Source organism: Pseudomonas sp. J452 (assembly GCF_024666525.1).
Classification (GTDB): domain Bacteria; phylum Pseudomonadota; class Gammaproteobacteria; order Pseudomonadales; family Pseudomonadaceae; genus Aquipseudomonas.
The window spans coordinates 1808651-1835516 of sequence record NZ_CP088294.1; the positions used below are offsets into that span (position 1 = coordinate 1808651).

The 26866-nt window shown below is 65.0% G+C and carries 14 protein-coding genes, 2 tRNA genes and 2 pseudogenes; 15 read left to right on the plus strand and 3 right to left on the minus strand.

Going from position 1 to position 26866, the window contains the following annotated elements; all coding sequences use genetic code 11:
* Positions 1 to 723: 723 nt before the first annotated feature.
* Positions 724 to 894 (plus strand): annotated as a pseudogene (locus tag LRS11_RS22460) (HAMP domain-containing protein); the annotation flags it as partial.
* 348 nt (positions 895 to 1242) lie between these two features.
* Positions 1243 to 1752: pseudogene (locus LRS11_RS22465) on the plus strand (methyl-accepting chemotaxis protein); the annotation flags it as partial.
* Positions 1753 to 1850: 98 nt separating this feature from the next.
* Here LRS11_RS22465 and LRS11_RS08125 read toward each other — a convergent pair.
* Positions 1851 to 1937, minus strand: a tRNA-Leu gene (locus tag LRS11_RS08125).
* A gap of 109 nt (positions 1938 to 2046) precedes the next feature.
* A tRNA-Leu gene (locus LRS11_RS08130) sits at positions 2047 to 2133 on the minus strand.
* Positions 2134 to 2339: 206 nt separating this feature from the next.
* Between LRS11_RS08130 and rnr the strand changes: the two genes are divergently transcribed.
* From rnr to alr, 8 genes are all read left to right on the plus strand, one after another.
* Positions 2340 to 4907 carry a ribonuclease R gene (rnr, locus tag LRS11_RS08135; RefSeq protein WP_260496345.1) on the plus strand — a complete coding sequence of 856 codons (2568 nt, stop codon included), beginning with the start codon at positions 2340 to 2342 and terminating at the stop codon, positions 4905 to 4907.
* Positions 4904 to 5650, plus strand: a complete 747-nt coding sequence (gene rlmB, locus LRS11_RS08140) for a 23S rRNA (guanosine(2251)-2'-O)-methyltransferase RlmB (RefSeq protein WP_182832137.1) — start codon at positions 4904 to 4906, stop codon at positions 5648 to 5650. The genes rnr and rlmB overlap by 4 nt, the downstream gene beginning before the upstream one ends.
* A gap of 256 nt (positions 5651 to 5906) precedes the next feature.
* Positions 5907 to 6329, plus strand: coding sequence for a 30S ribosomal protein S6 (rpsF, locus tag LRS11_RS08145; RefSeq protein ID WP_182832136.1), 423 nt, complete (start codon positions 5907 to 5909; stop codon positions 6327 to 6329).
* 28 nt (positions 6330 to 6357) lie between these two features.
* Complete coding sequence (rpsR, locus tag LRS11_RS08150; protein ID WP_003246847.1) at positions 6358 to 6588, plus strand: 30S ribosomal protein S18; 231 nt, start codon at positions 6358 to 6360, stop codon at positions 6586 to 6588.
* 36 nt (positions 6589 to 6624) lie between these two features.
* Entirely contained in the window at positions 6625 to 7497 is an 873-nt protein-coding gene (locus LRS11_RS08155; RefSeq protein ID WP_260496346.1) for a hypothetical protein, read from the plus strand.
* A 21-nt stretch (positions 7498 to 7518) separates the two neighbouring features.
* Entirely contained in the window at positions 7519 to 7965 is a 447-nt protein-coding gene (rplI, locus tag LRS11_RS08160) for a 50S ribosomal protein L9 (RefSeq protein WP_160082675.1), read from the plus strand.
* Positions 7966 to 8118: 153 nt separating this feature from the next.
* Complete coding sequence (gene dnaB / locus LRS11_RS08165; protein WP_260496347.1) at positions 8119 to 9513, plus strand: replicative DNA helicase; 1395 nt, start codon at positions 8119 to 8121, stop codon at positions 9511 to 9513.
* A gap of 277 nt (positions 9514 to 9790) precedes the next feature.
* Complete coding sequence (alr, locus tag LRS11_RS08170) at positions 9791 to 10867, plus strand: alanine racemase (RefSeq protein ID WP_260496348.1); 1077 nt, start codon at positions 9791 to 9793, stop codon at positions 10865 to 10867.
* Between the two features lie 6 nt (positions 10868 to 10873).
* Here the strand turns inward: alr and LRS11_RS08175 are convergent, their stop codons facing one another.
* Positions 10874 to 12769: a diguanylate cyclase domain-containing protein gene (locus tag LRS11_RS08175; RefSeq protein WP_409519807.1), complete on the minus strand. Its 1896-nt coding sequence runs from the start codon at positions 12767 to 12769 to the stop codon at positions 10874 to 10876.
* Between the two features lie 215 nt (positions 12770 to 12984).
* Between LRS11_RS08175 and LRS11_RS08180 the strand changes: the two genes are divergently transcribed.
* The 5 genes from LRS11_RS08180 (at position 12985) to putA (ending at position 26835) form a co-directional block, all read left to right on the plus strand.
* Entirely contained in the window at positions 12985 to 15297 is a 2313-nt protein-coding gene (locus tag LRS11_RS08180; protein WP_260496349.1) for a YgiQ family radical SAM protein, read from the plus strand.
* Positions 15298 to 15592: 295 nt separating this feature from the next.
* Positions 15593 to 18892, plus strand: a complete 3300-nt coding sequence (locus LRS11_RS08185) for a DUF2126 domain-containing protein (protein ID WP_260496350.1) — start codon at positions 15593 to 15595, stop codon at positions 18890 to 18892.
* 125 nt (positions 18893 to 19017) lie between these two features.
* Complete coding sequence (locus LRS11_RS08190) at positions 19018 to 21513, plus strand: circularly permuted type 2 ATP-grasp protein (RefSeq protein ID WP_260496351.1); 2496 nt, start codon at positions 19018 to 19020, stop codon at positions 21511 to 21513.
* The gene (locus LRS11_RS08195; protein ID WP_260496352.1) at positions 21510 to 22430 is read left to right on the plus strand and encodes a transglutaminase family protein; all 921 of its coding nucleotides are present in this window, start codon (positions 21510 to 21512) and stop codon (positions 22428 to 22430) included. Before LRS11_RS08190 ends, LRS11_RS08195 begins: the two co-directional genes overlap by 4 nt.
* A 466-nt stretch (positions 22431 to 22896) precedes the next feature.
* A complete protein-coding gene (gene putA, locus LRS11_RS08200) occupies positions 22897 to 26835 on the plus strand; it encodes a trifunctional transcriptional regulator/proline dehydrogenase/L-glutamate gamma-semialdehyde dehydrogenase (protein ID WP_260496353.1) in 3939 nt (1312 codons plus the stop codon).
* Positions 26836 to 26866: the final 31 nt, after the last annotated feature.

Genomic DNA, 26866 nt, shown 5'->3' on the forward strand with positions numbered 1-26866 from the left:
GGCAAGGCCGAGCAGGAAATGCGCGATGGCATGGCGGCGCTTTCGGTCAATACGCGTGAGCGTTTGGGCGGTGGCCTGTCGACCCAGCTGAAAAGCGAGCAGGCGCAGCTGCGTCTGGTGCTGGAAGAGAGTCTCAAACAATCCGGTAATTCCATGGCGCAGCTGTTGGCAGGCGTGGCGCCTAAGGCTATCTGGGATAACGATGCGCCGGCCCTGACTGCGTTCACGCGCATCGTCCAGCGCGATCCCGCCGTGCTGTTTGCGGTCTACTACGATGCGCAAGGCCAGCGCCTGACCCGCAACTTCAATCGCAGTAGCGAGCAGGTGCGCGAGCTGGTGGCAGCCGGGCAGGGCAAGACGCCGCTGGAGCGCCTGGTGGACGCCGCATCGCGGGATCCGCGGGTGCACATGGTTGAGGTCGATATCAATCCGATGGGGGCGTCCATCGGCAAGGTCCAGCTGGGTCTTTCCCTGGATGCGATTGAAAAGGAGCTGACAGCCCTGGATGGCCGTTTTGCCACCTTGGTCGGTAACGCCGGCGAACTGGTCGACAGCAGCCTGGCGGGCGCGGCGCAGGAGAGTGCTCAGGCCTTGCAGCAGCGTCTGCAGCTGGCCGAGCAGGCGACCCAGGATATGGCGCGCAATGGTGGTGAAACCGTGCTGGCAGCTGCCGAGACCCTGCGCTGGCGCATCGCGGTGGGTCTGTTGGTGGTCGGCCTGCTGATGTTGGTGGTGGTAGCGCTGGTGCTCGGCTGGCGGGTGCTGAGCCGGCTGCAGTTGCTGATCGCGGCGTTGCAGGATCTGGCGGCAGGCGAGGGTGATCTGACGCGGCGCGTGCAGCTCGATAGTGCCGACGAGGTTGGTGATATGGCGGATGCGGTCAATCGCTTCATTGCCAAGTTGCAACCCATCGTGCGCGAGGCGGGCGAGGTGGCGCAGCGCACCGGCGAGGAAATTCGCAGTCTGACCCTGCGCAGTGCGTCAGCCGAGGCGGCGTCTGTCCGTCAGCGTGATGAAGTGGCTGGCAGCTTGCAGGCGCTGGAGGAAATGGCCGGCGCCGCTCAGGCGGAAAGTCAGGCCATGCATGATGCCCAGCAGCGGGTCCTGGCGATCCGCCAGGCAGCCCATGAAAACGCCGCCATTGCCCAGAAGGTCGGCGGCTTGATCGAGGCGCTGGTGGCGCGGGTGGATAACGGTTCGGCGGTGATCGAGCGTCTGGCCCAGCAGAGCGAGCAGATCGAAGTCGTGCTGACGGTGATTCGCTCGATCGCCGAGCAGACCAATCTGCTGGCGCTGAACGCAGCCATCGAGGCGGCGCGGGCTGGCGAAAGTGGTCGCGGCTTTGCCGTGGTGGCGGATGAGGTGCGTGCGCTGGCCAGCAAGACCCAGCAGTCCACCGGCGATATCCAGGCGCACATCACGGCACTGCAGCAAGGGGCGCGTGAGGCGGTGGCGGTGATTGGTCAGGCGGGTGAGCAGGCGACCGAAGGCTTGCAGGCGCTGCGTGACAGTGCTCGCCTGCAGCAATCGGTGCAGGCGTCGGTGGATGAGGTGCATGGCGCCATCGATACCGCCACTCGCGCGGCGGCGCATCAGGCCGATGGTGCCAGTGCGGTGCGCGGTCGTGTCGAGGTGATTCATAGCGAGGCCCAGCGCGCGGCGGGGGAGGTCAGTGCAACGGCGGCCAGTGGTCGGGTGCTGGAGGGGCTGGTCAACCAGCTCAAGGCCAGCTTCGCTCAGTTCAAGGTCTGAATGCTGTCGAGCCTGGCGGGGTTGTGCTCCGCTAGGACATTTTTTCAGGAGGTATAAAAGACAAAACCGAGCCAGTGGCTCGGTTTTGTTTTGAAGAGTGGTGCCCAGGAGAAGACTCGAACTTCCACGGTGTTGCCACCGCTAGGACCTGAACCTAGTGCGTCTACCAATTCCGCCACCTGGGCACATTGCGATGATTGCTCATCGACTTTTTTGCAGCGGCTACCGATTGGTCGGTACGGCGTTGCTGCTCCGTAAAAACGAAACCGAGCCAGCGGCTCGGTTGCTGAATAATGGTGCCCAGGAGAAGACTCGAACTTCCACGGTGTTGCCACCGCTAGGACCTGAACCTAGTGCGTCTACCAATTCCGCCACCTGGGCACAAGAAACAATGATCGCTCAACGTTTCCGTGGTACAACGTCTCAGCAACGTTGTGGGCGCGAATAATACGGGCGGTGTTTTTTCTTGTAAACCCCTGACAGCAAAAAAATTATTGTCGATTGAAAAGCTGACCCCCGATGCGTTTTCGCGCTTCAATAGGCACATGGCAAACACATCTATATATGCGTAAAGGTAATTTCATTTAATGGCCGATTGGCAATCCCTCGATCCCGAGGCCGCCCGCGAGGCGGAAAAATACGAAAACCCCATCCCCAGCCGTGAGCTGATCCTGCAGCACCTGTCCGAGCGCGGTTCGCCCGCTGCCCGTGAGGAGTTGATGGTCGAGCTGGGACTGACCACGGAAGACCAGGAAGAAGCGTTGCGTCGCCGCCTGCGTGCGATGGAGCGCGATGGTCAACTGATCTATACCCGCCGCGGCACCTATGCCCCGGTCGACAAGCTCGACCTGATCCGTGGTCGCATCAGTGGCCACCGTGATGGCTTCGGCTTCCTGGTGCCGGACGACGGCAGCGATGACCTGTTCCTCAGTCCGGCACAGATGCGTCTGGTCTTCGACGGCGATCGCGCGTTGGCGCGGGTTTCCGGTCTGGATCGGCGTGGTCGCCGTGAAGGCGCCATCGTCGAAGTGATCGAACGCGCCCACGAGACCATCGTTGGCCGTTACTTCGAGGAGGCCGGCATCGGCTACGTCGAAGCGGATAACCCGAAGATCCAGCAGGAAGTCCTGGTCACCCCGGGTCGTCATGGCGAGGCCAAGGTCGGTCAGTTCGTTGCGATCAAGATCACCCACTGGCCGACGGCGCGTTTCCAGCCGCAGGGCGACATCGTTGAAGTGGTCGGCAACTACATGGCGCCGGGCATGGAGATCGATGTGGCGCTGCGCAGCTACGACATCCCGCATGTCTGGCCGGAGGCTGTGGTCAAGGAAGCGCACAAGCTCAAGCCGGAAGTGGAAGAGGCGGACAAGGAGAAGCGCGTCGACCTGCGCCATCTGCCGTTCGTTACCATCGACGGCGAAGATGCTCGTGACTTCGATGATGCGGTCTACTGCGAAAAGAACAGCAGTGCCTGGAAGTTGTTTTCCGGCGGCTGGAAGCTGTATGTGGCCATCGCCGACGTGTCGCATTACGTCAAAGTCGGCTCGGCGCTGGATGACGAAGCGCAGAAGCGCGGCAACTCGGTGTACTTCCCCGAGCGCGTGATTCCGATGCTGCCGGAGGAGTTGTCCAACGGTCTGTGCTCGCTGAATCCGCATGTCGATCGTCTGGCCATGGTCTGCGAAATGACCATGTCCAAGGCCGGCAAGCTGGTCGATTACCAATTCTATGAGGCGGTGATCCACTCCCATGCGCGCCTGACCTACAACAAGGTCAGCGCTATGCTGGAACAGCCGAAAGGCAGCGAAGGCAAGGCTCTGCGTACGGAATACAAGGAAGTCCTGCCGCACCTCAAGCAGCTCTATTCCCTGTATCAGGTGCTGCTGGCCGCTCGCCACGAACGCGGCGCCATCGATTTCGAGACTCAGGAAACCCGCATCATCTTCGGCGCCGGGCGCAAGATCGCGGAGATCCGCCCGACCCAGCGCAACGATGCACACAAGCTGATCGAGGAATGCATGCTGGCGGCCAACGTCGCCACCGCGCAGTTCATGCAGAAGCATGAAATTCCTTCGCTGTATCGTGTCCATGACGGTCCGCCGCCGGAGCGCCTGGAGAAACTCAAGGCCTTCCTCACCGAGCTGGGCCTGGGGCTGCACAAAGGCAAGGATGGTCCGTCGCCGAAGGACTACCAGAAGCTGCTGCAGAGCATTCAGGGGCGTCCGGACTTCCACCTGATTCAGACCGTGATGCTGCGCTCGCTGAGCCAGGCGGTGTACAGCGCCGACAATCACGGCCACTTCGGCCTGAACTACGAGGCGTACACCCACTTCACCTCGCCGATCCGCCGTTATCCGGACCTGCTGGTGCATCGCGCCATTCGCAGTGTCGTGCGTTCCAAGCTGGATACCCCGCACGTACGGCGTGCCGGCGCCACCAGCATGCCGCGTGCGCGTATCTACCCGTACGACGAGCCGGCTCTGGAGCAGTTCGGCGAGCAGTGCTCGATGACCGAGCGCCGCGCCGACGAGGCCACCCGTGACGTGGTCAACTGGCTCAAGTGCGAGTTCATGAAGGATCGCGTCGGCGAGACCTTCGAGGGTGTGATCACCGCGGTGACCGGTTTCGGCCTGTTCGTCGAGCTGAAGGACATCTACGTCGAAGGCCTGGTGCATGTCACTGCGCTGCCGGGCGACTACTACCACTTCGACCCTGTGCATCACCGCCTGGCCGGTGAGCGCAGCGGGCGCAGCTTCCGCCTCGGCGACAGCGTTGAAGTGAAGGTCATGCGCGTCGACCTCGACGAGCGCAAGATCGACTTCGAGCTGTCCGAGGGTGCGGCCAATGCGCCGGTCGGGCGCAAGCGCAGCGGTGTGCGTGGCGAAGCCGGTGCCGGTGCCGACAAGGCGTCTGGCTCTCGTCGCGGCAAGAGCGAGTCGGCTGGCGGTGCTGCCGGCAATACCGATGTGCAGAAGAGTCGCGACCTGAAAAAGGCGCTGCTCTCCGGGGCCAAGGCTGGCGGCAAGCCGGCAGCTGGTCGCGGTGGCGATGGGGCGGCGCAAAAGCCGGCCTCCAGCCATCGCAAGGGCGCGCCCAAGGCGGGCGCTGCGCCAGCGGCTGCCGGCAAGCCACGTAAGCGCAAGGCTAAGTCATGAGCCAGCTGGAAAAGGTCTATGGCGTACACGCCGTAGAGGCTCTGCTGCGTCACCACCCGAAGCGGGTCAAGCAGCTGTGGCTGGCGGAAAGCCGGCATGATCCGCGGGTGCAGACCCTGGTCGAGCTGGCTGGGCAGAATCGTGTGCCGGTCGGGCAGAAGGATCGTCGCGAGCTCGACGAGTGGGCCGAAGGCGTACACCAGGGCGTGGTGGCAGAAGTCAGCCCCAGCCAGGTGTGGGGTGAGGCCATGCTCGAAGAGCTGCTCGATCGTCGCGAAGGCCCGCCGCTGTTGCTGGTGCTGGATGGCGTGACCGATCCGCACAACCTCGGCGCCTGCCTGCGCACCGCCGATGCCGCCGGCGCGCTGGCGGTGATAGTGCCCAAGGACAAGTCGGCGACTCTCAATGCCACGGTACGCAAGGTCGCCTGCGGTGCTGCCGAGGTGATCCCGCTGGTCGCCGTGACCAACCTGGCGCGCACCCTGGAAAAGCTCCAGCAGCGCGGCCTGTGGCTGGTCGGCACGGCCGGCGAGGCCGAACAGGAACTGTACCAGCAGGACCTGACCGGGCCGACCGTGCTGATCATGGGCGCGGAAGGCAAGGGCATGCGCCGCCTGACCCGCGATCACTGCGATTACCTGGTCAAGCTGCCGATGTCGGGCAGCGTCAGCAGCCTCAACGTCTCGGTCGCCACCGGCGTCTGCCTGTTCGAGGCGGTGCGTCAGCGCCAGGCCAAGCGCTAGTTCGTTACCTGTTCCTGGTTCAGACATTCGGCGCCGCGAGGCGCCGTTTTTCGTTGGGTGGGGATCGCGCTGGCCAGGTCGGGTTGTTCAAATAATCGCCAGTTTGCCTTGCGCCTGGCAGGGGGCTTCTCTAGAATGTCGCCCCTTGCCGTGACGGCAGGCGTTTGCGCGCCCTCCGCCCGGCAAGACCAACTAGTGATATTCACTCCTTGCCTGACCGCATCCAGTGGCAGGCTTCAACCCGTAAGGAGCATTTATGCGTCATTACGAAATCATCTTTCTGGTTCACCCGGACCAGAGCGAGCAAGTCGGCGGCATGGTTGAGCGTTACACCAAGCTGATCGAAGAAGACGGCGGCAAAGTACATCGTCTGGAAGATTGGGGTCGTCGTCAGCTGGCTTACGCCATCAACAACGTCCACAAGGCTCACTACGTCATGCTGAACGTAGAGTGCAGCGGCAAGGCCTTGGCTGAGCTGGAAGACAACTTCCGTTACAACGATGCCGTGATCCGTAACCTGGTCATCCGTCGCGACGAAGCCGTTACCGGCCAGTCCGAGATGCTCAAGGCTGAAGAAAACCGCAGCGAGCGCCGTGAGCGTCGTGACCGTCCTGAGAACGCTGACTCCGCCGATGGCGATGACAGCGATAGCAGTGACAGCGACAACGCTGACGAGTAATCCACGGATCTATTGAGGAGCCAATCACATGGCACGTTTCTTCCGTCGTCGTAAATTCTGCCGTTTCACCGCTGAAGACGTGAAAGAGATCGATTTCAAAGATCTCAACACCCTGAAAGCCTACATCTCGGAAACCGGCAAAATCGTTCCTAGCCGTATCACCGGTACCAAGGCTCGTTATCAGCGTCAGCTGGCCACCGCTATCAAGCGCGCCCGCTTCCTGGCCCTGCTGCCCTACACCGACAGCCACGGCCGTTGATATCGGGTTGCATCTGATAGCTGAGAGATAGATCGCATGCGTGCTTTGGCTGAGTTCATCATGCGCGGCCGCATGCAGGCCACCCTGGTGGTGGTCGGTTCGGCAATATTGCCGTTGTTGTTCTGGTTGACTGCCTCTGCGAGCGCCCTGGTGCTGCTGCGAAGGGGCTTTAACGATGCAGTTGGCATCCTGATCTGGGCGTGTTTGCCTGCCTTTGTCTGGTGGTATCTGGGTGATCCGGGTATCGCACTGACGCTGGCCGGCACACTGGTGATGGCGCAGGTGTTGCGCTCCACCTCGTCCTGGAGCTGGGTGCTGGCGGTCAGCGTAGTGTTGGGCGTGATGTTCGCTTTGTTGCTGAGCGTCACCTCTCCCGAGCTTGTCGAGTCGCTTGCGGAAGCTTTCCGTGGTGCGTCCAAGCAGTTCTGGAGTGAGGCGAAATTGCCTGCTGAACAACTGGCTGACATGCAGGCATCGCTGGTTCCGACCCTGACCGGGTTGCTCGCCTCTTCTTTTCAGGCGACGAGCATTCTCTGTCTGGTGTTGGCGCGGTACTGGCAGGCCTCGTTGTACAACCCGGGTGGCTTCGGTAAAGAGTTTCGCGCCGTGCGCCTCCCGCCAGCACTGGCCATTGTGCTGCTGGCTGGAGTGCTGATGCCGCTGCAAGGTACCGATGTACCGATGCTGGCGACCATTTGCGCGGTGCCGTTGCTGGTTGCAGGGCTAGCCCTGGGGCACGGTCTGATCGAAATGAAGGGGCTCTCGAGCTTCTGGAAAATCGGTCTGTATGTGGCGGTGCTGCTGGGCGGTAATTTGATCTGTCTGTTGGCTGTTCTGGATGGCCTGTTTGATTTTCGTGGTCGCCTGGCGCGCAAGAACGGCGCCGGCCCCGCGAACGGTGAAGGTTAAAAGTTAAGAGGTAAGACCCAAATGGAAGTTATCCTGCTGGAAAAAATCGCCAACCTGGGCAACCTGGGCGACAAGGTCAACGTTAAAGCCGGTTACGGCCGTAACTACCTGCTGCCGCAAGGCAAGGCTACTGCTGCTACCGCTGAGAACGTTGCTGCGTTCGAAGCGCGTCGCGCCGAGCTGGAAAAAGCTGCTGCTGACAAGAAAGCTTCTGCCGAAGCTCGCGCTGCCCAACTGGCCGAACTGGAAGTGACCATCACTGCCAGCGCAGGCGACGAAGGCAAGCTGTTCGGCTCGATCGGCACCCACGACATCGCTGATGCCCTGACCGCCTCCGGCGTTGAAGTGGCTAAGTCTGAAGTGCGTCTGCCGAACGGCACCATTCGCCACATCGGCGAATTCGACGTAGCTGTGCACCTGCACACCGACGTTGAAGCAACCGTCAAGGTTGTGGTCGTAGCTGCCTAAGTCAGCCGACTTGCGGGCTTGCGCTCCGGCGCCGGCCTGCTGACAATCGGGCGCGACATTGCATTAGCAGTGTCGTGCCCGTTGTTTTTTCAGCAGAGCCTTTTGCAAAACATGCGTTTGTAAAAGCCTCCACGCTTTGGAAGTACAGGTGCCATGAACGACATCAGCGTCCCTCAACAGTACGATCTGGAAACCGCCGCGCTCAAGGTGCCGCCGCATTCCATCGAGGCCGAGCAGGCCGTGCTGGGCGGCCTGATGTTGGACAACAACGCCTGGGAGCGGGTGCTCGACCAAGTTTCCGACGGCGACTTCTACCGGCATGACCACCGGCTGATCTTCCGCGCCATCTTCAAGCTGGCCGAGCGCAACTCGCCGTTCGACGTGGTGACCTTGTCCGAGCAGCTGGACAAGGAAGGTCAGCTGTCGCAGGTCGGCGGCATGGCCTATCTCGGCGAGTTGGCGAAGAACACGCCGTCGGTGGCCAACATCAAAGCCTATGCGCAGATCATTCGCGAGCGCGCCACCCTGCGCCAGCTGATCGGCATCAGCTCGGAAATCGCCGACAGTGCCTATGCCCCGCAGGGCCGTACCGGTGAGGAAATCCTCGATGAGGCCGAGCGCCTGATCTTCCAGATCGCCGAGGCGCGGCCGAAGACCGGCGGCCCGGTGGGTATCAACGAGATCCTGGTCAAAGCCATCGACCGCATCGACTCGCTGTTCAATACCGGCGACGCCATCACCGGCCTGTCCACCGGCTTCAACGACCTGGACAACCTGACCAGCGGCCTGCAGCCGGCCGACATGATCATCGTCGCCGGCCGTCCGTCCATGGGTAAGACCACCTTCGCCATGAACCTGGTGGAAAACGCCCTGATGCGCAGCGACAAGGCGATCCTGGTCTACTCGCTGGAAATGCCTTCGGAATCCATCGTCATTCGTATGCTCGCCTCGCTCGGGCGCATCGACCAGACCAAGGTGCGTGCCGGTCGCCTGGACGACGACGACTGGCCGCGCCTGACCTCAGCGGTCAACCTGCTCAACGACCGCAAGCTGTTCATCGACGATACCGCCGGCATCAGCCCCTCGGAAATGCGCGCGCGTACCCGCCGCCTGGCCCGTGAGCACGGCGAGATCGGCCTGATCATGGTCGACTACCTGCAGCTGATGCAGATTCCCGGTTCCAGCGGCGACAACCGGGTCAACGAGATCTCCGAGATCTCGCGCTCGCTCAAGGGCCTGGCCAAGGAATTCAACTGCCCGGTGATCGCCCTGTCGCAGCTCAACCGTGGTCTCGAACAGCGCCCCAACAAGCGCCCGATCAACTCCGACTTGCGCGAATCCGGGGCAATCGAGCAGGACGCCGACATCATCATGTTCGTCTACCGCGACGAGGTGTATCACCCGGAGACCGAGTACAAGGGCGTGGCCGAGATCATCATCGGCAAGCAGCGTAACGGTCCGCTGGGTACGGCGCGCCTTGCCTTCCTCGGCAAGTACTCGCGTTTCGAGAACCTGGCGCCGGGTAGCTACCAGTTCGACGACGAATAAATCGTTACCCCGTAAACCTACTGCGCGCAGCACAGGCTGCGTCACGCGGTGCTCGCACAACGCTTGCGTTGAACGCCGCAGGCGGCCCGTAGGGTGAGCGCAGCGAATAATCCTCATGAACAAATGTTCACTCCGGTGGCTGCGCTCCGGGCTTCTTGCCTGTGCCGCGCTCGCTACGGTTTCCGGGGCAACGGTGGCAGTGCATGGTCTGGATCAATGAAAACGGGCGCCCAGCGGTTAAGATGGGCGCCCGTTTCGTTTGTCTGGAGCCTGCGTCATGCGTCCCCTCGTCGCCACCATCGATCTGGCCGCCATCCGTCACAACTATGCCTTGGCCAAGCGCTGCGCGCCGGGGCGTGAGGCGTTTGCCGTGGTCAAGGCGAATGCCTATGGGCATGGTGTGCGCGAGGTGGTCACGGCCCTGCATGACGAGGCCGACGGCTTTGCCGTAGCCAGTCTGGAAGAGGCCGCCGAGGTTCGCGCCATGCATGGCGAGGCGCGCATCCTGCTGCTGGAGGGCTGCTTCGTTGCCGAGGAGCTGCCGATTGCCGCGCAGCTGCGCCTGGATCTGGTGGTGCAGGGCGAAGAGCAGCTTGCGGAGCTGCTGGCCGCCCAGTTGCCGAGGCCGCTGAATGTCTGGCTCAAGCTGGACAGCGGCATGCATCGCCTGGGGCTGACGTCGGCGGCCGTGCGCGCTGCCCATGCACGCCTGCGCGGTGCGGCGCAGGTGGCCGAGCTGAACCTGCTCAGCCACTTCGCCTGTGCCGATGAGCGTGGCCATCCACTGATTGAGCAGCAGGTCGAGACATTCCTCGAGCTGCTCGATCTCGATTTCGACCAGCGCAGTCTGGCCAACTCGGCGGCCCTGCTGACCGTTCCGGCGGCGCACATGGACTGGCTGCGCCCCGGCATCATGCTCTACGGCGCCACCCCGTTTGCCGACCTGAGCGCCGCCGAGCTGGGGCTCAAACCGGTGATGACGCTGAGCGCGCAACTGATCGCCGTGCGCGAGGTGGCGGTCGGCGAGAGCGTTGGTTATGGCGCAGCGTGGGTCGCCGAGCGACCGTCGCGGATCGGTACGGTCAGCTGCGGTTATGCCGATGGCTACCCGCGGCATGCACCGAGCGGCACGCCGCTGCTGGTGGGCGGCCGGCGCGCGGCGCTGGTTGGACGGGTGTCGATGGATATGTTGGCCGTGGACCTGAGCGATCTGCCGCAGGCGCGGGTCGGTGACAGCGTGGAGCTGTGGGGCGCGCAGCTGCCGGTCGACGAGGTGGCCCAGGCTGCCGGCACCATCGGTTACGAGCTGCTGACCAAGGTCACCGTGCGGGTGCCGCGGCGTTATCTGGGCTAACCCACCTCAGAGCAGCCCGCTGGGCACCTTCAGCACATCCAGCTGCAGGCACTCTTGCTGGCTCAGGTTGCCTTCATTGCCTTGCATGACAAAGCCCGAGCGCCCCTGCTGCTTGGCTTTGTACAGGGCTTCGTCGGCGGACTTGTACAGCCCGGCGAACTGCTCGGCGTGCTGTGGATAGAGCGCCGCGCCGATGCTGATGGTCACCGCTAGGCGATTGGCGCCATAGAGCACCGGTCTGGCCAATTCATCGAGCAGCCGTGCGGCAATTTCCTGGGTGTGGGCTTCGGCGTCCGCACCGCAGATCAGTACGGCGAACTCGTCGCCACCCAGGCGCGCGACCATGTCATTGGTGCGCACGTGCTCGCGCAGGCGCTGGCCGATGCTGCGCAGCATCAGGTCGCCGGCATCGTGGCCGTAGCTGTCGTTGATCGGCTTGAAATGATCGAGGTCGACCAGCATCAGCGCTACCGATTCGCCACGGCGCTGGGCGTCGGCCAGGGCGGTGTCGACCCTTTCGATCAGGTAGCGCCGATTGGGCAGTTCGGTCAGCGGGTCGTGGAAAGCCGCGTGCTGCAGGGCCTGCTCGCGCTCGCAGAGCTGCTGGTTGGCCTGAGCCAGCTCGGCCGTGCGCAGCTCGACAGCGCTTCTCAGTTCTTCGCTACTGGCCTGGATATGGGCCAGGCGCGCAGTCTTTTCCCGGTCGGCCTGCTCCAGGGCGCGGGCGCGCTCCTGCTTGAGGGTCTGGATGCGGTAGGCCAGGGCAAAGGAGAACAGGATCGATTCGGCGGCTACCGACAAGGGAAAGACGTAGGCGTTCCAGGTGGCGGGCTGCACCAGGCCGGTGGCACGCATCAGCGCCAGGCTGATACTGCCGAGGATCAGGCCGTAGCCGCAGAGATAGAGCAGGGCCGGGAAGTAGCCCTGGCGCCAGCGAATCACTGCCGAACCGAGGGCTGCTGGAATGCTGGTCAGGGACAGCAGGGCGATTAGCCAGGCGGCGCTATGGCGTTGCCCCAGGCCTTCGAGCGCAATCGCCAGGACATAGCAGATGCAGGCAAAGCTCAGCAGGTAATGGGCCCAGCGCACATGGCTGCGGGTTTGCAGCAGGGTCTGGGTAAAGCGACAGGCGCAGAAGCCCCAGATCGAGGGCAGGGTGATGCGGTCCAGCCAGAAGGGCACTGGATGGTTCGGCCACAGGTACTGGAAGCCATGGCCGCTCATGCTGAGGATCATCAGCAGCGCGCCGGCGGTGGTCAGCACGTACCAGAAGTAGGCCGAGTCGCGCAGGCTGAAGAAGATGAACAGGTTGTACAGCAGCAGGGCGGCGATGATGCCGTAGACCACGCCCAGGGCCAGATTTTCCTCGGTGGCCAGCTGGGTCAGGTCATCCAGCTGCCAGGCGCGCAGGGGGAATGAGTTGCCGGCCGGATCGTAGCTGCGCAGGTACAGCGTCAGTGGCTCCTGGCCCAGTTCCGGCAGCTTGAACAGCATGTGCCGGTAGTCGTGGTCGCGTCCGCGTTGATAGTCGACGCGCTCACCGGACTCACGGATCTGCCAACCGCCCGTGCCATTCGGCAGATAGAGACGCAGATCGAGCTGGGTGACCGAACCGACCTCCAGCCACCACTGGCGTGGCGCATCGTTCGCGGCCTGCAGGCTGACCTTGATCCACCAGGGGTGGCGACTCTGGCCGACGCTGGCCTTGCCCGCCGCCGACACGAAGCGCTGTTGCACGGCCGGGTCGGCCATGTCGGCGATGCGCAGCTGGCCGCCGGCATCCTCCAGCAGCTCGATTTGTCCGTTCAGTTGTTGTCCGCTGCTGCTGGCCTGCAGCAGGATCGGTGCCGCCATCAGCTGGCCGCCAAGGCTCGCCAGGCAGGCCCACAGGAATACTTGCAAGACTGTGCGCCGCACCGTTTACGCTCCTTGAGCCCTGGCGCTCAGGCCGGGCTGTGAAAGTCTTTGCCCGAGTATAGGCGCAAGCTGTTGGTGATCACAAAATCGGCAAGTCAGACGCTTGTTACAGATTGCCGTTAACCTGAGTCCTGGGCTCGGTCTCTGTACGTTTTTTGTGCTATATTCCGCGCCCCTGAAAATCCCTGCTGGTCATTCCGATGCACGCTGCCAAGCCGTTGTTCGACTATCCCAAGTACTGGGCCGAGTGTTTCGGTCCTGCACCTTTCCTGCCAATGAGCCGGGAAGAGATGGATCAGCTCGGCTGGGACAGCTGCGACATCATCATCGTGACCGGTGACGCTTATGTGGATCACCCGTCGTTCGGCATGGCGATCATCGGCCGGCTGCTCGAAGCCCAGGGTTTTCGCGTCGGTATCATCGCCCAGCCGAACTGGCAGTCGAAAGACGATTTCATGAAGCTTGGCGAGCCGAACCTGTTCTTCGGCGTTGCGGCCGGCAACATGGATTCGATGATCAACCGCTACACCGCCGACAAGAAGATCCGCTCGGACGACGCCTACACCCCCGGCGGCCTGGCCGGCTCGCGCCCGGATCGCGCCAGCCTGGTGTACAGCCAGCGCTGCAAGGAAGCCTACAAGCACGTGCCGATCGTGCTTGGCGGCATCGAGGCCTCGCTGCGCCGCATCGCCCATTACGATTACTGGCAGGACAAGGTGCGCAACTCGATCCTGATCGATGCCTGCGCCGATATCCTGCTCTACGGCAACGCCGAGCGCGCCATCGTCGAAGTGGCTCAGCGCCTGTCATTCGGCCAGAAGATCGAAGAGATCACCGACGTGCGCGGCACCGCGTTCATTCGCCGCGATACGCCGCAGGGCTGGTACGAAGTGGACTCCACCCGTATCGACCGGCCGGGCAAGGTCGACAAGATCATCAACCCCTACGTCAACACCCAGGACACCCAGGCCTGCGCCATCGAGCAGGAAAAGGGTCCGGTCGAAGACCCGAACGAGGCCAAGGTCGTCGAGCTGCTGCCCAGCCCGCGGATGACCCGGGCCAAGACTGTGATCCGCCTGCCGTCTATGGAAAAGGTGCGCAACGACCCGGTCCTCTACGCCCACGCCAACCGCGTGCTGCACCTGGAGACCAACCCGGGCAACGCCCGCGCGCTGGTGCAGAAGCATGGCGAGGTGGACGTGTGGTTCAACCCGCCACCCATCCCGATGACCACCGAAGAGATGGACTACGTGTTCGGCATGCCCTATCAGCGCATCCCGCACCCGGCGTACGGCAAGGCGAAGATCCCGGCCTACGAGATGATCCGTTTCTCGGTCAACATCATGCGTGGCTGTTTCGGCGGCTGCACCTTCTGCTCGATCACCGAGCATGAGGGCCGCATCATCCAGAACCGCTCGGAAGAGTCGATCATTCGCGAGATCGAAGAGATCCGCGACAAGGTGCCGGGCTTCACCGGGGTGATTTCCGACCTCGGCGGGCCGACCGCCAACATGTACCGCATTGCCTGCAAGAGCCCGGAAATCGAATCCGCCTGCCGCAAGCCGTCCTGCGTGTTCCCCGGCATTTGCCCGAACCTGAACACCGACCATTCGTCGCTGATCCAGCTGTATCGCAGTGCCCGCGCGCTGCCAGGGGTGAAGAAGATCCTCATCGCCTCGGGCCTGCGCTACGACCTGGCCGTCGAGTCGCCGGAGTACGTCAAGGAGCTGGTCACCCACCACGTCGGTGGCTACCTGAAGATCGCCCCGGAACACACCGAGGAAGGCCCGCTGAATCAGATGATGAAGCCGGGCATTGGCAGCTATGACAAGTTCAAGCGCATGTTCGAGAAGTACTCGAAAGAGGCGGGCAAAGAGCAGTACCTGATCCCCTACTTCATCGCTGCGCACCCGGGCACCACCGACGAAGACATGATGAACCTGGCCCTGTGGCTCAAGGGCAATGGCTTCCGCGCCGACCAGGTGCAGGCGTTCTACCCGTCGCCGATGGCCACCGCCACGGCCATGTACCACTCGGGCAAGAACCCGCTGCGCAAGGTCAGCTACAAGAGCGACGGCGTGACCATCGTCAAGAGCGAGGAACAGCGCCGCCTGCACAAGGCGTTCCTGCGCTATCACGACCCGAAAGGCTGGCCGATGCTGCGTGAGGCGCTGACCCGCATGGGCCGTGCCGACCTGATCGGGCCGGGCAAGAACCAGCTGATCCCGCTGCACCAGCCGGCTACCGACAGCTACCAGAGTGCGCGGCGCAAGAACTCGACGCCGGCCGGCAGCCACAAGGTGGCCAAGGACACCAGCAAGAGCAAGCCGCTGCTGACCCAGCACACCGGCCTGCCGCCGCGCGACACGGGGGCGGCGGGTGGCAACCCATGGGACAAGCGCGAAGAGGCCAAGGCCGCTGCGCAGGCACGCAACAAGGCCGCAGCCAAGGAGCGCGCGGACGTGAAGAAGGGCGGCAAGAAGCCGGTCAAGCGCCCGGCCGTGCCACGCTAACGAGGCGGGCTTTTCTCCCCTCTCCCACTTGTGGGAGAGGGGCGGGGGGAGAGGGGCAAGACTCACCCTCTCCCCAGCCCTCTCCCGTAAACGGGAGAGGGGGCAGTCCGTGCAATCCGCTGCTCCGTGCTCCTCTTCGCCGCTGGCGCCTTTTCCGTGCACCGCATCGCCCGCCGTGCGCTCGCTGCCCTGTTCTGGTGCCACTACCTGCCGGCAGCCCCCGGAAACCGCACTCAAGCCACTGGCATAACTCTTGCGCAGCCCAGGTATCGCCCAGGCTTGCAGGAGGCCCGCCGTGTCGATTCATGTCGCACTGCACCATGTCACTCATTACCGCTACGACCGCCTGGTCAATCTCGGCCCGCAGATCGTCCGTCTGCGCCCGGCGCCGCACAGTCGTACGCGCATCCTCTCCTATGCCCTCAAGGTCGAACCGGGCGAGCATTTCATCAATTGGCAGCAGGACCCCCAGGGCAACTACCTGGCGCGTCTGGTGTTTCCGGAAAAGACCGACGAACTGAAGATCGCCGTCGACCTGGTCGCCGAGATGGCGGTGTTCAACCCCTTCGACTTCTTCCTCGAGCCCTACGCCGAGCAGATTCCCTTCAGCTACACCGCCGGCGAGCGCCGCGAGCTGGCGCCCTATCTGGTCAAGCTGCCGGCGGGCGCGCTGTTCGCCGACTACCTGGCTGGCGTCGAGCGCAAGCCGACCGCCAGCGTCGACTTTCTGGTGGCACTGAACCAGAAGCTGTCGGCCGATATCGGCTACCTGATCCGTATGGAGCCGGGCGTGCAGACCCCCGAGGAAACCCTGGAGAAGGCTTCCGGCTCCTGTCGCGATTCGGCCTGGCTGCTGGTGCAGCTGTTCCGCCATCTGGGCCTGGCCGCGCGCTTCGTCTCCGGTTACCTGATCCAGCTCACTGCCGATGTGAAGGCCCTCGACGGCCCCAGCGGCACCGAAGTGGACTTCACCGACCTGCACGCCTGGTGCGAGGTGTACCTGCCCGGCGCCGGCTGGATCGGCCTCGATCCAACCTCGGGCCTGTTCGCCGGCGAAGGCCATATTCCCCTGGCCTGCAGCCCCGAGCCGTCCTCGGCGGCGCCGATCAGCGGGGCGGTGGACGAGTGCGAGTGCGAGTTCGAACACGAGATGCGCATCGAGCGGATCTGGGAAGCGCCGCGGGTGACCAAGCCCTACAGCGAGGAGCAGTGGCAGGCGATCGTCGACCTCGGCCAGCAGATCGATAGCGATCTGGCGGAGCAGGACGTGCGCCTGACCATGGGCGGCGAGCCGACCTTTGTCGCCCTCGATTTTCCCGATGATGAAGAATGGAATACCGCCGCCATGGGGCCGAACAAGCGGCGCCTGGCCGGCGAGCTGTTCCACCGTTTGCGCGAGCATTACGCCCCGCAGGCGCTGATGCACTTCGGCCAGGGCAAGTGGTACCCCGGCGAGCAGTTGCCGCGCTGGTCGCTGAACTGCTTCTGGCGCAAGGACGGCGAACCGATCTGGCAGGACGCGGCGCTGTACGCCGACGAGAGCCGCTACTACGGCGCCGACGCGCGCCTGGCCGGGCGTTTTCTGGCGACGCTGGCCGGGCATCTGGGCATTTGTGCAGAACATGCCTTTCCGGCCTACGAGGACTGGCTCTATTACCTGTGGCGTGAGCGCCGCCTGCCGGCCAACGTCACCCCGGACGACCCGCGCCTGGCCGACCCGCTGGAGCGCGAGCGCCTGCGCAAGGTGTTCAATCGCGGCGTCGGCGAGGTGGTCGGGCATATCCTGCCGCTGGCGCGCAGCGAGGACGGTGCGCACTGGCACAGCGGGCCCTGGTTCCTCCGTGACGAATACTGCCGGCTGATTCCCGGCGATTCGCCGCTGGGTTACCGCCTGCCGCTGGACTCGCAACCCTGGGTCAGCGAGTTCGACTACCCCTATGTGCAGCCGCAGGACCCCAACCAGGAATTCGCCCCGCTGCCGCGCCGCCAGCAGATCCAGCAGACGCTGCATCAGCCGCTGTTCCCCAATAGCCGGCAGAAGATTCAAGAGCAGCGTGCGCCTGAGCCGTTCGAGTCGGCACGGGAGGTGGTGCGCACCGCCCTGTGTGCCGAACCGCGCGAGGGTCGGCTGTACCTGTTCATGCCGCCGCTGGCCGAGCTGGAGGATTACCTGGAGCTGGTCGCCGCCATCGAGGCCACGGCCGCCGAGCTGCGCTGCCCGGTGGTGATGGAAGGCTACGAGCCGCCCAGCGATCCGCGCCTGAGTTATTTCCGCGTCACTCCGGACCCCGGGGTGATCGAGGTCAACATCCACCCGGCGGCCAGTTGGGATGAGCTGGTCGAGCGCACCGAGTTTCTCTACGAGGCGGCGCGGCAGACCCGTCTGACCAGCGAGAAGTTCATGGTCGACGGCCGCCACACCGGCACCGGTGGCGGCAACCACTTCGTCCTCGGTGGCGCCACCCCGGGCGATTCGCCGTTCCTGCGCCGCCCGGACCTGCTGCGCAGCCTGATCAGCTACTGGCACAACCACCCGTCGCTGTCCTACCTGTTCAGCGGTCTGTTTATCGGCCCGACCTCGCAGGCGCCGCGCGTCGACGAGGCGCGCAACGATGCCCTCTACGAGCTGGAGATCGCCTTCGCCCAGATGCCCGAGCCGGGCCGCGACTGCCCGCCCTGGCTGGTCGACCGCCTGCTGCGCAACCTGCTGGTGGATGTCACCGGCAACACCCATCGCGCCGAGTTCTGCATCGACAAGCTGTACTCGCCGGATACGGCCAGCGGCCGCCTCGGCCTGCTCGAGCTGCGTGCCTTCGAGATGCCGCCCCATGCGCGCATGAGCCTGGCTCAGCAGGTGCTGCTGCGTGGTCTGGTTGCGCGTTTCTGGGATGAGCCCTATCGCCCGGCCAGGCTGGCGCGCTGGGGTACCGAGTTGCACGATCGCTACCTGCTGCCGCACTTCGTCGAGCAGGACTTCCACGATGTGCTGCACGAGCTGAATGCCTTTGGCTATCCCGTGCGCGCCGAGTGGTTCGCCCCGCACTTCGAGTTCCGTTTCCCCAAGGTCGGCGACTACCAGGTCAAGGGCATCGACCTGGAGCTGCGCCAGGCCCTGGAGCCCTGGCATGTGCTGGGCGAAGAGGGTGCGCCGGGTGGTACCGTGCGTTACGTGGATTCCTCGCTGGAGCGCATGCAGGTGCGCCTCGACGGACTGGCGCCGGATCGCTACGTGCTGACCTGCAACGGCGTGCCGGTACCGCTACGCGCCACCGGCAAGGTCGGTGAGTTTGTCGGCGGCGTGCGTTACCGCGCCTGGCAGCCGCCGAACTGCCTGCAGCCGACCATCGGCGTGCATGCGCCGCTGGTGTTCGACCTGGTCGATACCTGGATGCAGCGCTCGCTGGGTGGTTGCCAGTACCATGTCGCCCATCCGGGCGGGCGCAACTATGCAACCTTGCCGGTCAACGCCTACGAGGCCGAAAGTCGGCGCCTGGCGCGCTTCTTCCGCCATGGCCATAGTCCGGGTGAGCTGACGACGGCGTTGCCGATCAACAATAATGAACTGCCGATGACCCTGGATCTGCGGCGGGTGTGATCCCGCCTGCGGTGCGTGCGCCCTGTAGGAGCCAGCTGGCTGGCGATCGCCCCGTGTCATCGACGGGATCGCCAGCAAGCTGGCTCCTACAAAAAAGCGTCTGCGCGCCTATTACCGAGCCTGCCATGCCTGATTTGCTTGCCGATTACTCACAGCCCGATGCGGCCTACCACGAACTGCTCGACGCCAAGGGTGGCATCCGCCCGCACTGGCGGCGGCTGTTCGAACAGCTGCAGCGCAGCAGCCCGGCGCAGCTGCAGCAGCGCCAGGCCCTGCTGACTCGGCAGATCCAGGAAAACGGCGTGACCTACAACGTCTATGCCGACCCGGATGGCGCTGACCGCCCGTGGGAGCTGGACCTGCTGCCCAACGTGATCCCTGCCGAGGAATGGCAGACCATCGCCGCCGGCGTGGCCCAGCGTGCGACCCTGCTGAATGCCGTGCTGGCCGATCTGTATGGGCCGCAGCAACTGCTCAGCGACGGCCTGCTGCCGGCCGAGCTGGTGTTCGGCCACGACAACTTCCTTTGGCCGTGCCAGGGCATCCAGCCGCCCGGCGGCACTTTCCTGCACCTGTACGCCGTCGACCTGGCGCGAGCGCCGGATGGCCGCTGGTGGGTCACTGCCGACCGTACCCAGGCGCCTTCCGGTGCCGGCTACGCGCTGGAGAACCGGCAGATCATCTCGCGCGCCTTCCCCGAGCTGTACCGCGACCTGCGTGTGCAGTACCTGGCCGGCTTCTTCCGCACCCTGCAGGACACCCTGGCGCGCCAGGCGCCGGTAGAGGGTAGCGAAGCGCCGCTGGTGGTGCTGCTGACTCCGGGGCGCTTCAACGAAAGCTATTTCGAACACCTGTACCTGGCCCGCCAGCTCGGCTACCCGCTGGTCGAAGGCAGCGACCTGACCGTGCGCGATGCCTGTGTCTACCTCAAGACCCTGGCCGGCCTGCGCCGCGTGCATGCGGTGCTGCGCCGCCTTGATGACGATTTCTGCGACCCGTTGGAGCTGCGTACCGACTCCGCCCTCGGCGTGCCCGGCCTGCTTGAAGCGGTGCGCCAGGGCAACGTGCTGGTGGCCAACGCCCTCGGCAGCGGCGTGCTGGAGTCGCCCGGCCTGCCCGGCTTCCTGCCGGCGATCAGCGCGAAGCTGCTCGGCGAGGAACTGCTGCTGCCGTCCATCGCCAGCTGGTGGTGCGGCGAGCCGCCGGTGCTGGACGAGGCCCTGGAAAAGCTCGACGAATTGCTGGTGCGCCCCAGCTTCCCCTCACAGAGTTTCGCGCCAGTTTTCGGTCGCGACCTCGACCAGGCGCAGCGCGCGCAACTGGCTGAACGCCTCAAGGCGCGGCCCTATGCCTACGTGGCCCAGGCCCTGGCGCAGCTGTCGCAGGCGCCGGTCTGGCAAGGCGAGGAGGGCAAGCTGGCGCCGCGCGCGATCGGCATGCGCGTGTTCGCCGTGGCCAGCGCCGACGGCTATCGGGTGCTGCCGGGTGGCCTGACCCGGGTGGCGGCCGAGGCCGACGCCGAAGTGGTGTCGATGCAGCGTGGCGGGGCGAGCAAGGACACCTGGGTGCTCGGCGAACGCCACGCCGGTGGCGAGCCCTGGCAGTGGTTGCGCCCGCTCGGTGTGGCCGACCTGGTGCGCAGCGACCCCTACCTGCCCTCCAGGGTGGTGGAAAACCTGTTCTGGTTCGGCCGCTACAGCTCGCGCTGCGAGGACGGCGCGCGCCTGCTGCGGATCATGCTGGCCCGTTACGTCGACGATGATGACGACCCGCAGGCCTTGCAGACCGCCCTGGCTTTGGGGGAAAGCCTGGGTCTGCTGCCCGATGCCAGTGAAGGTTCCCTGGAAGAGCGCCTGCTGCAAGCCGTGCTCGGCGCCGACTGGCCGGCCAGCCTGCGCGCCAACCTGCAGCGTCTGCAGTGGGCGGCGGGCAGCGTGCGCGGCAAGCTGTCGCGGGAAAACTGGCAGGCGCTGATCGAGCTGCAGCGCGAGGCTCAGGCCCTGGAGGCGCAGCAGGCCGATTTCGGCGAGCTGCTGGAATTTCTCAACCGCCTGCTGATGTCGCTGGCGGCGCTGTCCGGCTTTGCCCTCGACGACATGACCCGCGACGACGGCTGGCGCTTTCTCATGCTCGGTCGCTGCATCGAGCGCCTGCAGTTCCTCGCCGAAAGCATCGCCGAGTTCCTCCGCAGCCTGGCCGTGCATGACCAGTCGGCGCTGGAGTGGCTGCTGGAGCTGGGCAACAGCAGCATCACCTACCGCACCCGCTACCTGGCCTCGGCGCAGCTGATCCCGGTGCTCGACCTGCTCCTGCTCGACGAGCAGAACCCGCATGCCGTGCTGTTCCAGCTGCGCATGCTGCTACGCTCGCTGGAGCGCCTGCAGGACAGCTTCGGCTTCAGTGCCGACAGTCGCCTGATCGAGCTTGAGCAGAAGCTGGCCGGCTTCAACCTGGCCAGCCTGGAGAACCCGCTGTTCGGCCAGTCCGGGGTGCGTGCCGTGCTCGGCGGCCTGGCCGATCTGCTGCTGCAGATAGTCGGTGCGGCTGGGCAGGTTTCCGATCAACTCGGCCTGCGCTTCTTTGTGCATGTCGACGCTAGCCAGCGGACCCAGTCGTCATGAGCCCGAGCAGCGCCCACTACCAGATCCTCCACGACACCCATTACCGCTACTCGGCGCCGGTGTCCCTGGCCCAGCAGCTGGCGCATCTGTGGCCGCGCGAATGCCCCTGGCAGCGTTGCCTGGAGCGCCACCTGACCATCACGCCGCAACCGACGCGGCGCCAGGACGACCACGATGTGTTCGGCAATCCGCTGACCCGCCTGGCCTTCGAGCGCCCGCACGGCGAGCTGCGGGTGATCGCCTGCCTGCGCGTCGAGGTGCAGAGCCGCGCGGTGCTGGAGCTGGAGGATTCGCCGGCCTGGGAGGCGGCCTGCACGGCGTTCGGCTATTCCGGCCAGGCCTTGTCGGGCGAGCTGTTGGAGGCCATGCGCTATCGCTTCCAGTCGCCCTATGTGCACCTCAAACAGGCCTTCGCCGCCTTTGCCGCCGACTGCTTCCCGCCGGGGCGGCCGCTGCTGTTGGCGGTGCGTGCGTTGATGCAGAAGATCTTCGACGAATTCACCTTCGACGACGCCGCCACCCAGGTAGCGACGCCGTTGCTGCAGGTGCTGGAGGAGCGTCGCGGCGTGTGCCAGGACTTCGCCCACCTGATGCTCGCCTGCCTGCGCTCGCGCGGCCTGGCGGCGCGTTACGTCAGTGGCTACCTGCTGACCCAGCCGCCCCCCGGTCAGCCCCGGCTGATTGGTGCCGACGCCTCGCATGCCTGGGTCTCGGTGTATTGCCCGCGCCAGGGTTGGGTGGATTTCGATCCGACCAACAACCTGTTGCCGGCCCTGGAGCACATCACCCTCGGCTGGGGCCGCGACTTCGCCGATGTCTCACCGCTGCGCGGGGTGATCCTCGGTGGCGGCAGCCACGATCCGGAAGTGCGGGTGACGGTGACGCCGCTGCACGAGTTGCACAGCGCCACGGGCTAAGCCGCTGGTTGCGGCTTGTCTGGCCGCGCTGATGACTCTTGCGTCGTTGGGGCTGTGCGCGCGGCGCACTCTCTGGGGTTTGATGTGGCGCTAAGGACCCTCAATCCATCTATGACCTGCATCCGGGCGCGCCTGCTGACGCCTGTCGGAGCTGCTTGCCCAATACCCGCCGCGGGACTATGCCTTACAGGTGGGCGCAACCAGTTGACTGGTGAATTCGCGGGAGTTGTGCGCTACCGGTTGCAGGTGGGTGCAACCGGCTCATGGCGCCGCTCGTCTATTTCATGGTGGGCGTTAAGTGCTGGGTTGCACTCCTGCAGGTCTTTATTCCAGAGGGCTCTGGTTATTCGGTAGGTGTTGTGACCAATTAGTCTAATGTACGGTTGCACAAGGTTGCACCTTGGTTTGTTTGGGGGTTACTCTTTCGCCACGCGCCAGCAGCGCACTACCCCAGATAGGAAAACCAATGGCCACCACTACCCTTGGCGTAAAACTCGACGACGCCACCCGCGAGCGTCTCAAGCAAGCTGCCCAATCCCTCGACCGCACCCCGCACTGGCTGATCAAGCAGGCGATCTTCAACTATCTGGAGCAGGTCGAGGGTGGCCTGACCCCGGCCGAGCATTCCGGCTTGGCCGCCGCTGCCGGTGAAGAGTCGGTCGACGCGCTGAGCGAGCAGGGCCTGCAGGTTTTCCTCGATTTCGCCGAAAGCATCCTGCCGCAGTCGGTGCTGCGCGCCGCCATCACCTCCGCCTATCGCCGCCCGGAAACCGAGGCGCTGCCGATGCTGCTGGAACAGGCCCGACTGCCGAAAGAGCAGGCCGCAGCCACCCAGAAGATGGCCCTCGGCATCGCCGAGAAGCTGCGCAACCAGAAGACCGCCAGCGGCCGCCAGGGCCTGGTGCAGGGTCTGCTGCAGGAGTTCTCGTTGTCGTCCCAGGAAGGTGTGGCGCTGATGTGCCTGGCCGAGGCGCTGCTGCGCATCCCGGACAAGGCCACCCGCGATGCCCTGATCCGCGACAAGATCGCCAATGGCAACTGGAGCCAGCACCTCGGTCAGAGCGCCTCGATGTTCGTCAACGCGGCGAGCTGGGGTCTGCTGATCACCGGCAAGCTGGTCGCCACCCATAACGAGGCCGGCCTGTCGTCCTCGCTCAATCGCCTGATCGGCAAGAGCGGCGAGCCGGTGATCCGCAAGGGCGTGGACATGGCCATGCGCCTGATGGGCGAGCAGTTCGTCACCGGCGAAACCATCGGCGAGGCCCTGGCCAACGCCACCAGCATGGAAAGCAAAGGCTTCCGCTACTCCTACGACATGCTCGGCGAAGCCGCGCTGACCGAGGCGGACGCCAAGCGCTACCTGGCTTCCTACGAGCAGGCCATCCACGCCATCGGCAAGGCCTCCCACGGCCGTGGCATCTACGAAGGCCCGGGCATCTCGATCAAGCTCTCGGCGCTGCACCCGCGCTACAGCCGCGCGCAGTACGAGCGGGTGATGGACGAGCTGTACCCGATCCTGCTCGGTCTGACCAAGCTGGCCAAGCAGTACGACATCGGCCTGAACATCGACGCCGAGGAAGCCGACCGCCTGGAAATCTCCCTCGATCTGCTCGAGCGCCTGTGCTTCGCCCCGGAACTGGCCGGCTGGAACGGCATCGGCTTCGTCATCCAGGCTTACCAGAAGCGCTGCCCGTATGTGATCGACTACGTCATCGACCTGGCCAAGCGCAGCCGCCACCGCCTGATGATCCGCCTGGTGAAAGGCGCCTACTGGGACAGCGAAATCAAGCTGGCCCAGGTCAACGGCCTGGAAGGCTACCCGGTGTACACCCGCAAGCCGTACACCGACATTTCTTACATCGCCTGCGCGCGCAAGCTGCTGGCCGTGCCGGAAGCCATCTACCCGCAGTTCGCCACCCACAACGCCCACTCGTTGTCGGCCATCTACCAGCTCGCCGGGCAGAACTACTACCCGGGCCAGTACGAGTTCCAGTGCCTGCACGGCATGGGCGAGCCGCTGTACGAGCAGGTGGTGGGCAAGGTCGCCGACGGCAAGTTCAACCGTCCGTGTCGCATCTACGCCCCGGTCGGCAGCCATGAAACGCTGCTGGCCTACCTGGTCCGGCGCCTGCTGGAAAACGGCGCCAACACCTCGTTCGTCAACCGCATTGCCGACCACAGCATCTCGCTGAATGACCTGGTCCTCGACCCGGTGCTGCAGGTCGAGCAGATGGCCGCCCAGGAAGGCGCCGTCGGCCTGCCGCACCCACGCATTCCGCTGCCGCGTGACCTGTATGGGGCCGCCCGCGCCAACTCCAGCGGCATCGACCTGGCCAACGAGCACCGCCTGGGTTCGCTGTCCTCGGCGCTGCTGTCCTCTACCAATACCCTCTATGTGGCCCAGCCGATGCTGGGTGGCGATGCGCCCAACCCCGGCCCGGCCGAGCCGGTGCGCAACCCGGCCGATCACCGCGACCTGGTCGGCCATGTGCATGAAGCCAGCGAAGCCGATGTGAAGAGCGCGATCCTCTGCGCCCAGGCCAGCGGGCAGATCTGGCAGTCGACCCTGCCGGCCGAGCGTGCAGCCGTGCTGGACCGCGCCGCCGACCAGATGGAGGCGGAGATCCAGCAGCTGATGGGCCTGCTGGCACGCGAGTCGGGCAAGACTTTCGCCAACGCCATCGCCGAAGTGCGTGAGGCGGTGGACTTCCTGCGCTACTACGCGGCGCAGGCGCGTGAGCATTTCAGCAACGACAGCTACCGCCCGCTGGGTCCGGTGGTGTGCATCAGCCCGTGGAACTTCCCGCTGGCGATCTTCAGCGGCCAGGTAGCCGCGGCCCTCGCCGCCGGCAACACCGTGCTGGCCAAGCCGGCCGAGCAGACCCCGCTGATCGCCGCCCAGGCCGTGCGCATCCTTCTCGAAGCCGGCGTGCCGGCCGGTGCCGTGCAACTGCTGCCGGGCCGTGGCGAGACCGTCGGTGCGCGCCTGGTGGGTGACGAGCGCGTACGTGGGGTGATGTTCACCGGTTCCACCGAAGTGGCCGGCATCCTCCAGCGCAACATCGCCGGTCGCCTCGATGCCCAGGGCCGCACCATCCCGCTGATCGCCGAAACCGGCGGCCTCAACGCGATGATCGTCGACTCCTCAGCCCTGGCCGAGCAGGTGGTGGTCGACGTGGTCAACTCCGCCTTCGACAGCGCCGGCCAGCGCTGCTCAGCCCTGCGCGTGCTGTGCGTGCAGGAAGATGTGGCCGACCGCGTGATCGAGATGCTCAAGGGCGCCATGGCCGAGTACCGCATGGGTTCGCCGGAGCGCCTGCACACCGACATCGGCCCGGTGATCGACGCCGAAGCCAAGGGCAATATCGAGCAGCACATCGAGAAGATGCGCGAGAAAGGCCGCAAGGTATTCCAGAGCGCCCGCGCCAGCGGCGACGAGATCAAGCGCGGCACCTTCGTCATGCCGACCCTGATCGAGCTGGACAGCTTCGCCGAGATGCAGCGCGAGATCTTCGGCCCGGTGCTGCACCTGGTGCGCTACCAGCGCAGCGATCTGGGCAACCTGCTGCAGCAGATCAACGACAGCGGCTACGGCCTGACCCTCGGCGTGCACACGCGCATCGACGAGACCATCGCCCAGGTGGTGGACAACGCTCACGTCGGCAACCTGTATGTGAACCGCAACATCGTTGGTGCCGTGGTCGGCGTGCAGCCGTTCGGTGGTGAAGGCCTGTCCGGCACCGGCCCGAAAGCCGGTGGCCCGCTGTACCTCTATCGGCTGCTCTCGACCCGTCCGCAGGAGGCGGTGGCCACGCAGCTCAAGGGTGACAACGTGCAGCCGCTGCCACGCCCGGCCGAGCAGGAAAAAGCCCTGCACGCGCTGAGCGACTGGGCCGGCAAGCACGACCAGGCCCTGGCCGCGCTGTGCGCGCGCTACGCCGAGCTGGCGCAGAGCTACACCTGCCACGTGCTCAATGGCCCGACCGGCGAGCGCAACACCTACAGCCTGCTGCCGCGTGAACGCGTGCTGGGCCTGGCCGAAGAGCGCGGCGACCTGCTCGCGCAACTGGCCGCAACCCTGGCCGTGGGCAGCCGCGCGCTGTGGCTGGAAAGCCAGCGCGAGCTGTTCGCCAGCCTGCCGAAAGAGGTGCAGAAACGCATCGACCTGGTAGCCGACTGGACCAGCGTGGACGCCGAGTTCGACGCCATCCTCCATCACGGTGATTCCGACCAGCTGCGTGAAGTCAGCCAGCAGGCTGCCCAGCGCAAGGGCGCGATCATCGGCGTGCACGGCCTGAACAAGGGTGAGAGCGATATCCCGCTGGAGCGCTTGCTGATCGAGCACGCGCTGAGCGTGAACACCGCGGCGGCCGGCGGTAATGCCAGCCTGATGACCATCGGCTGAGTGGCGCGGCGGTGGTGAAGGTGGCTAATGC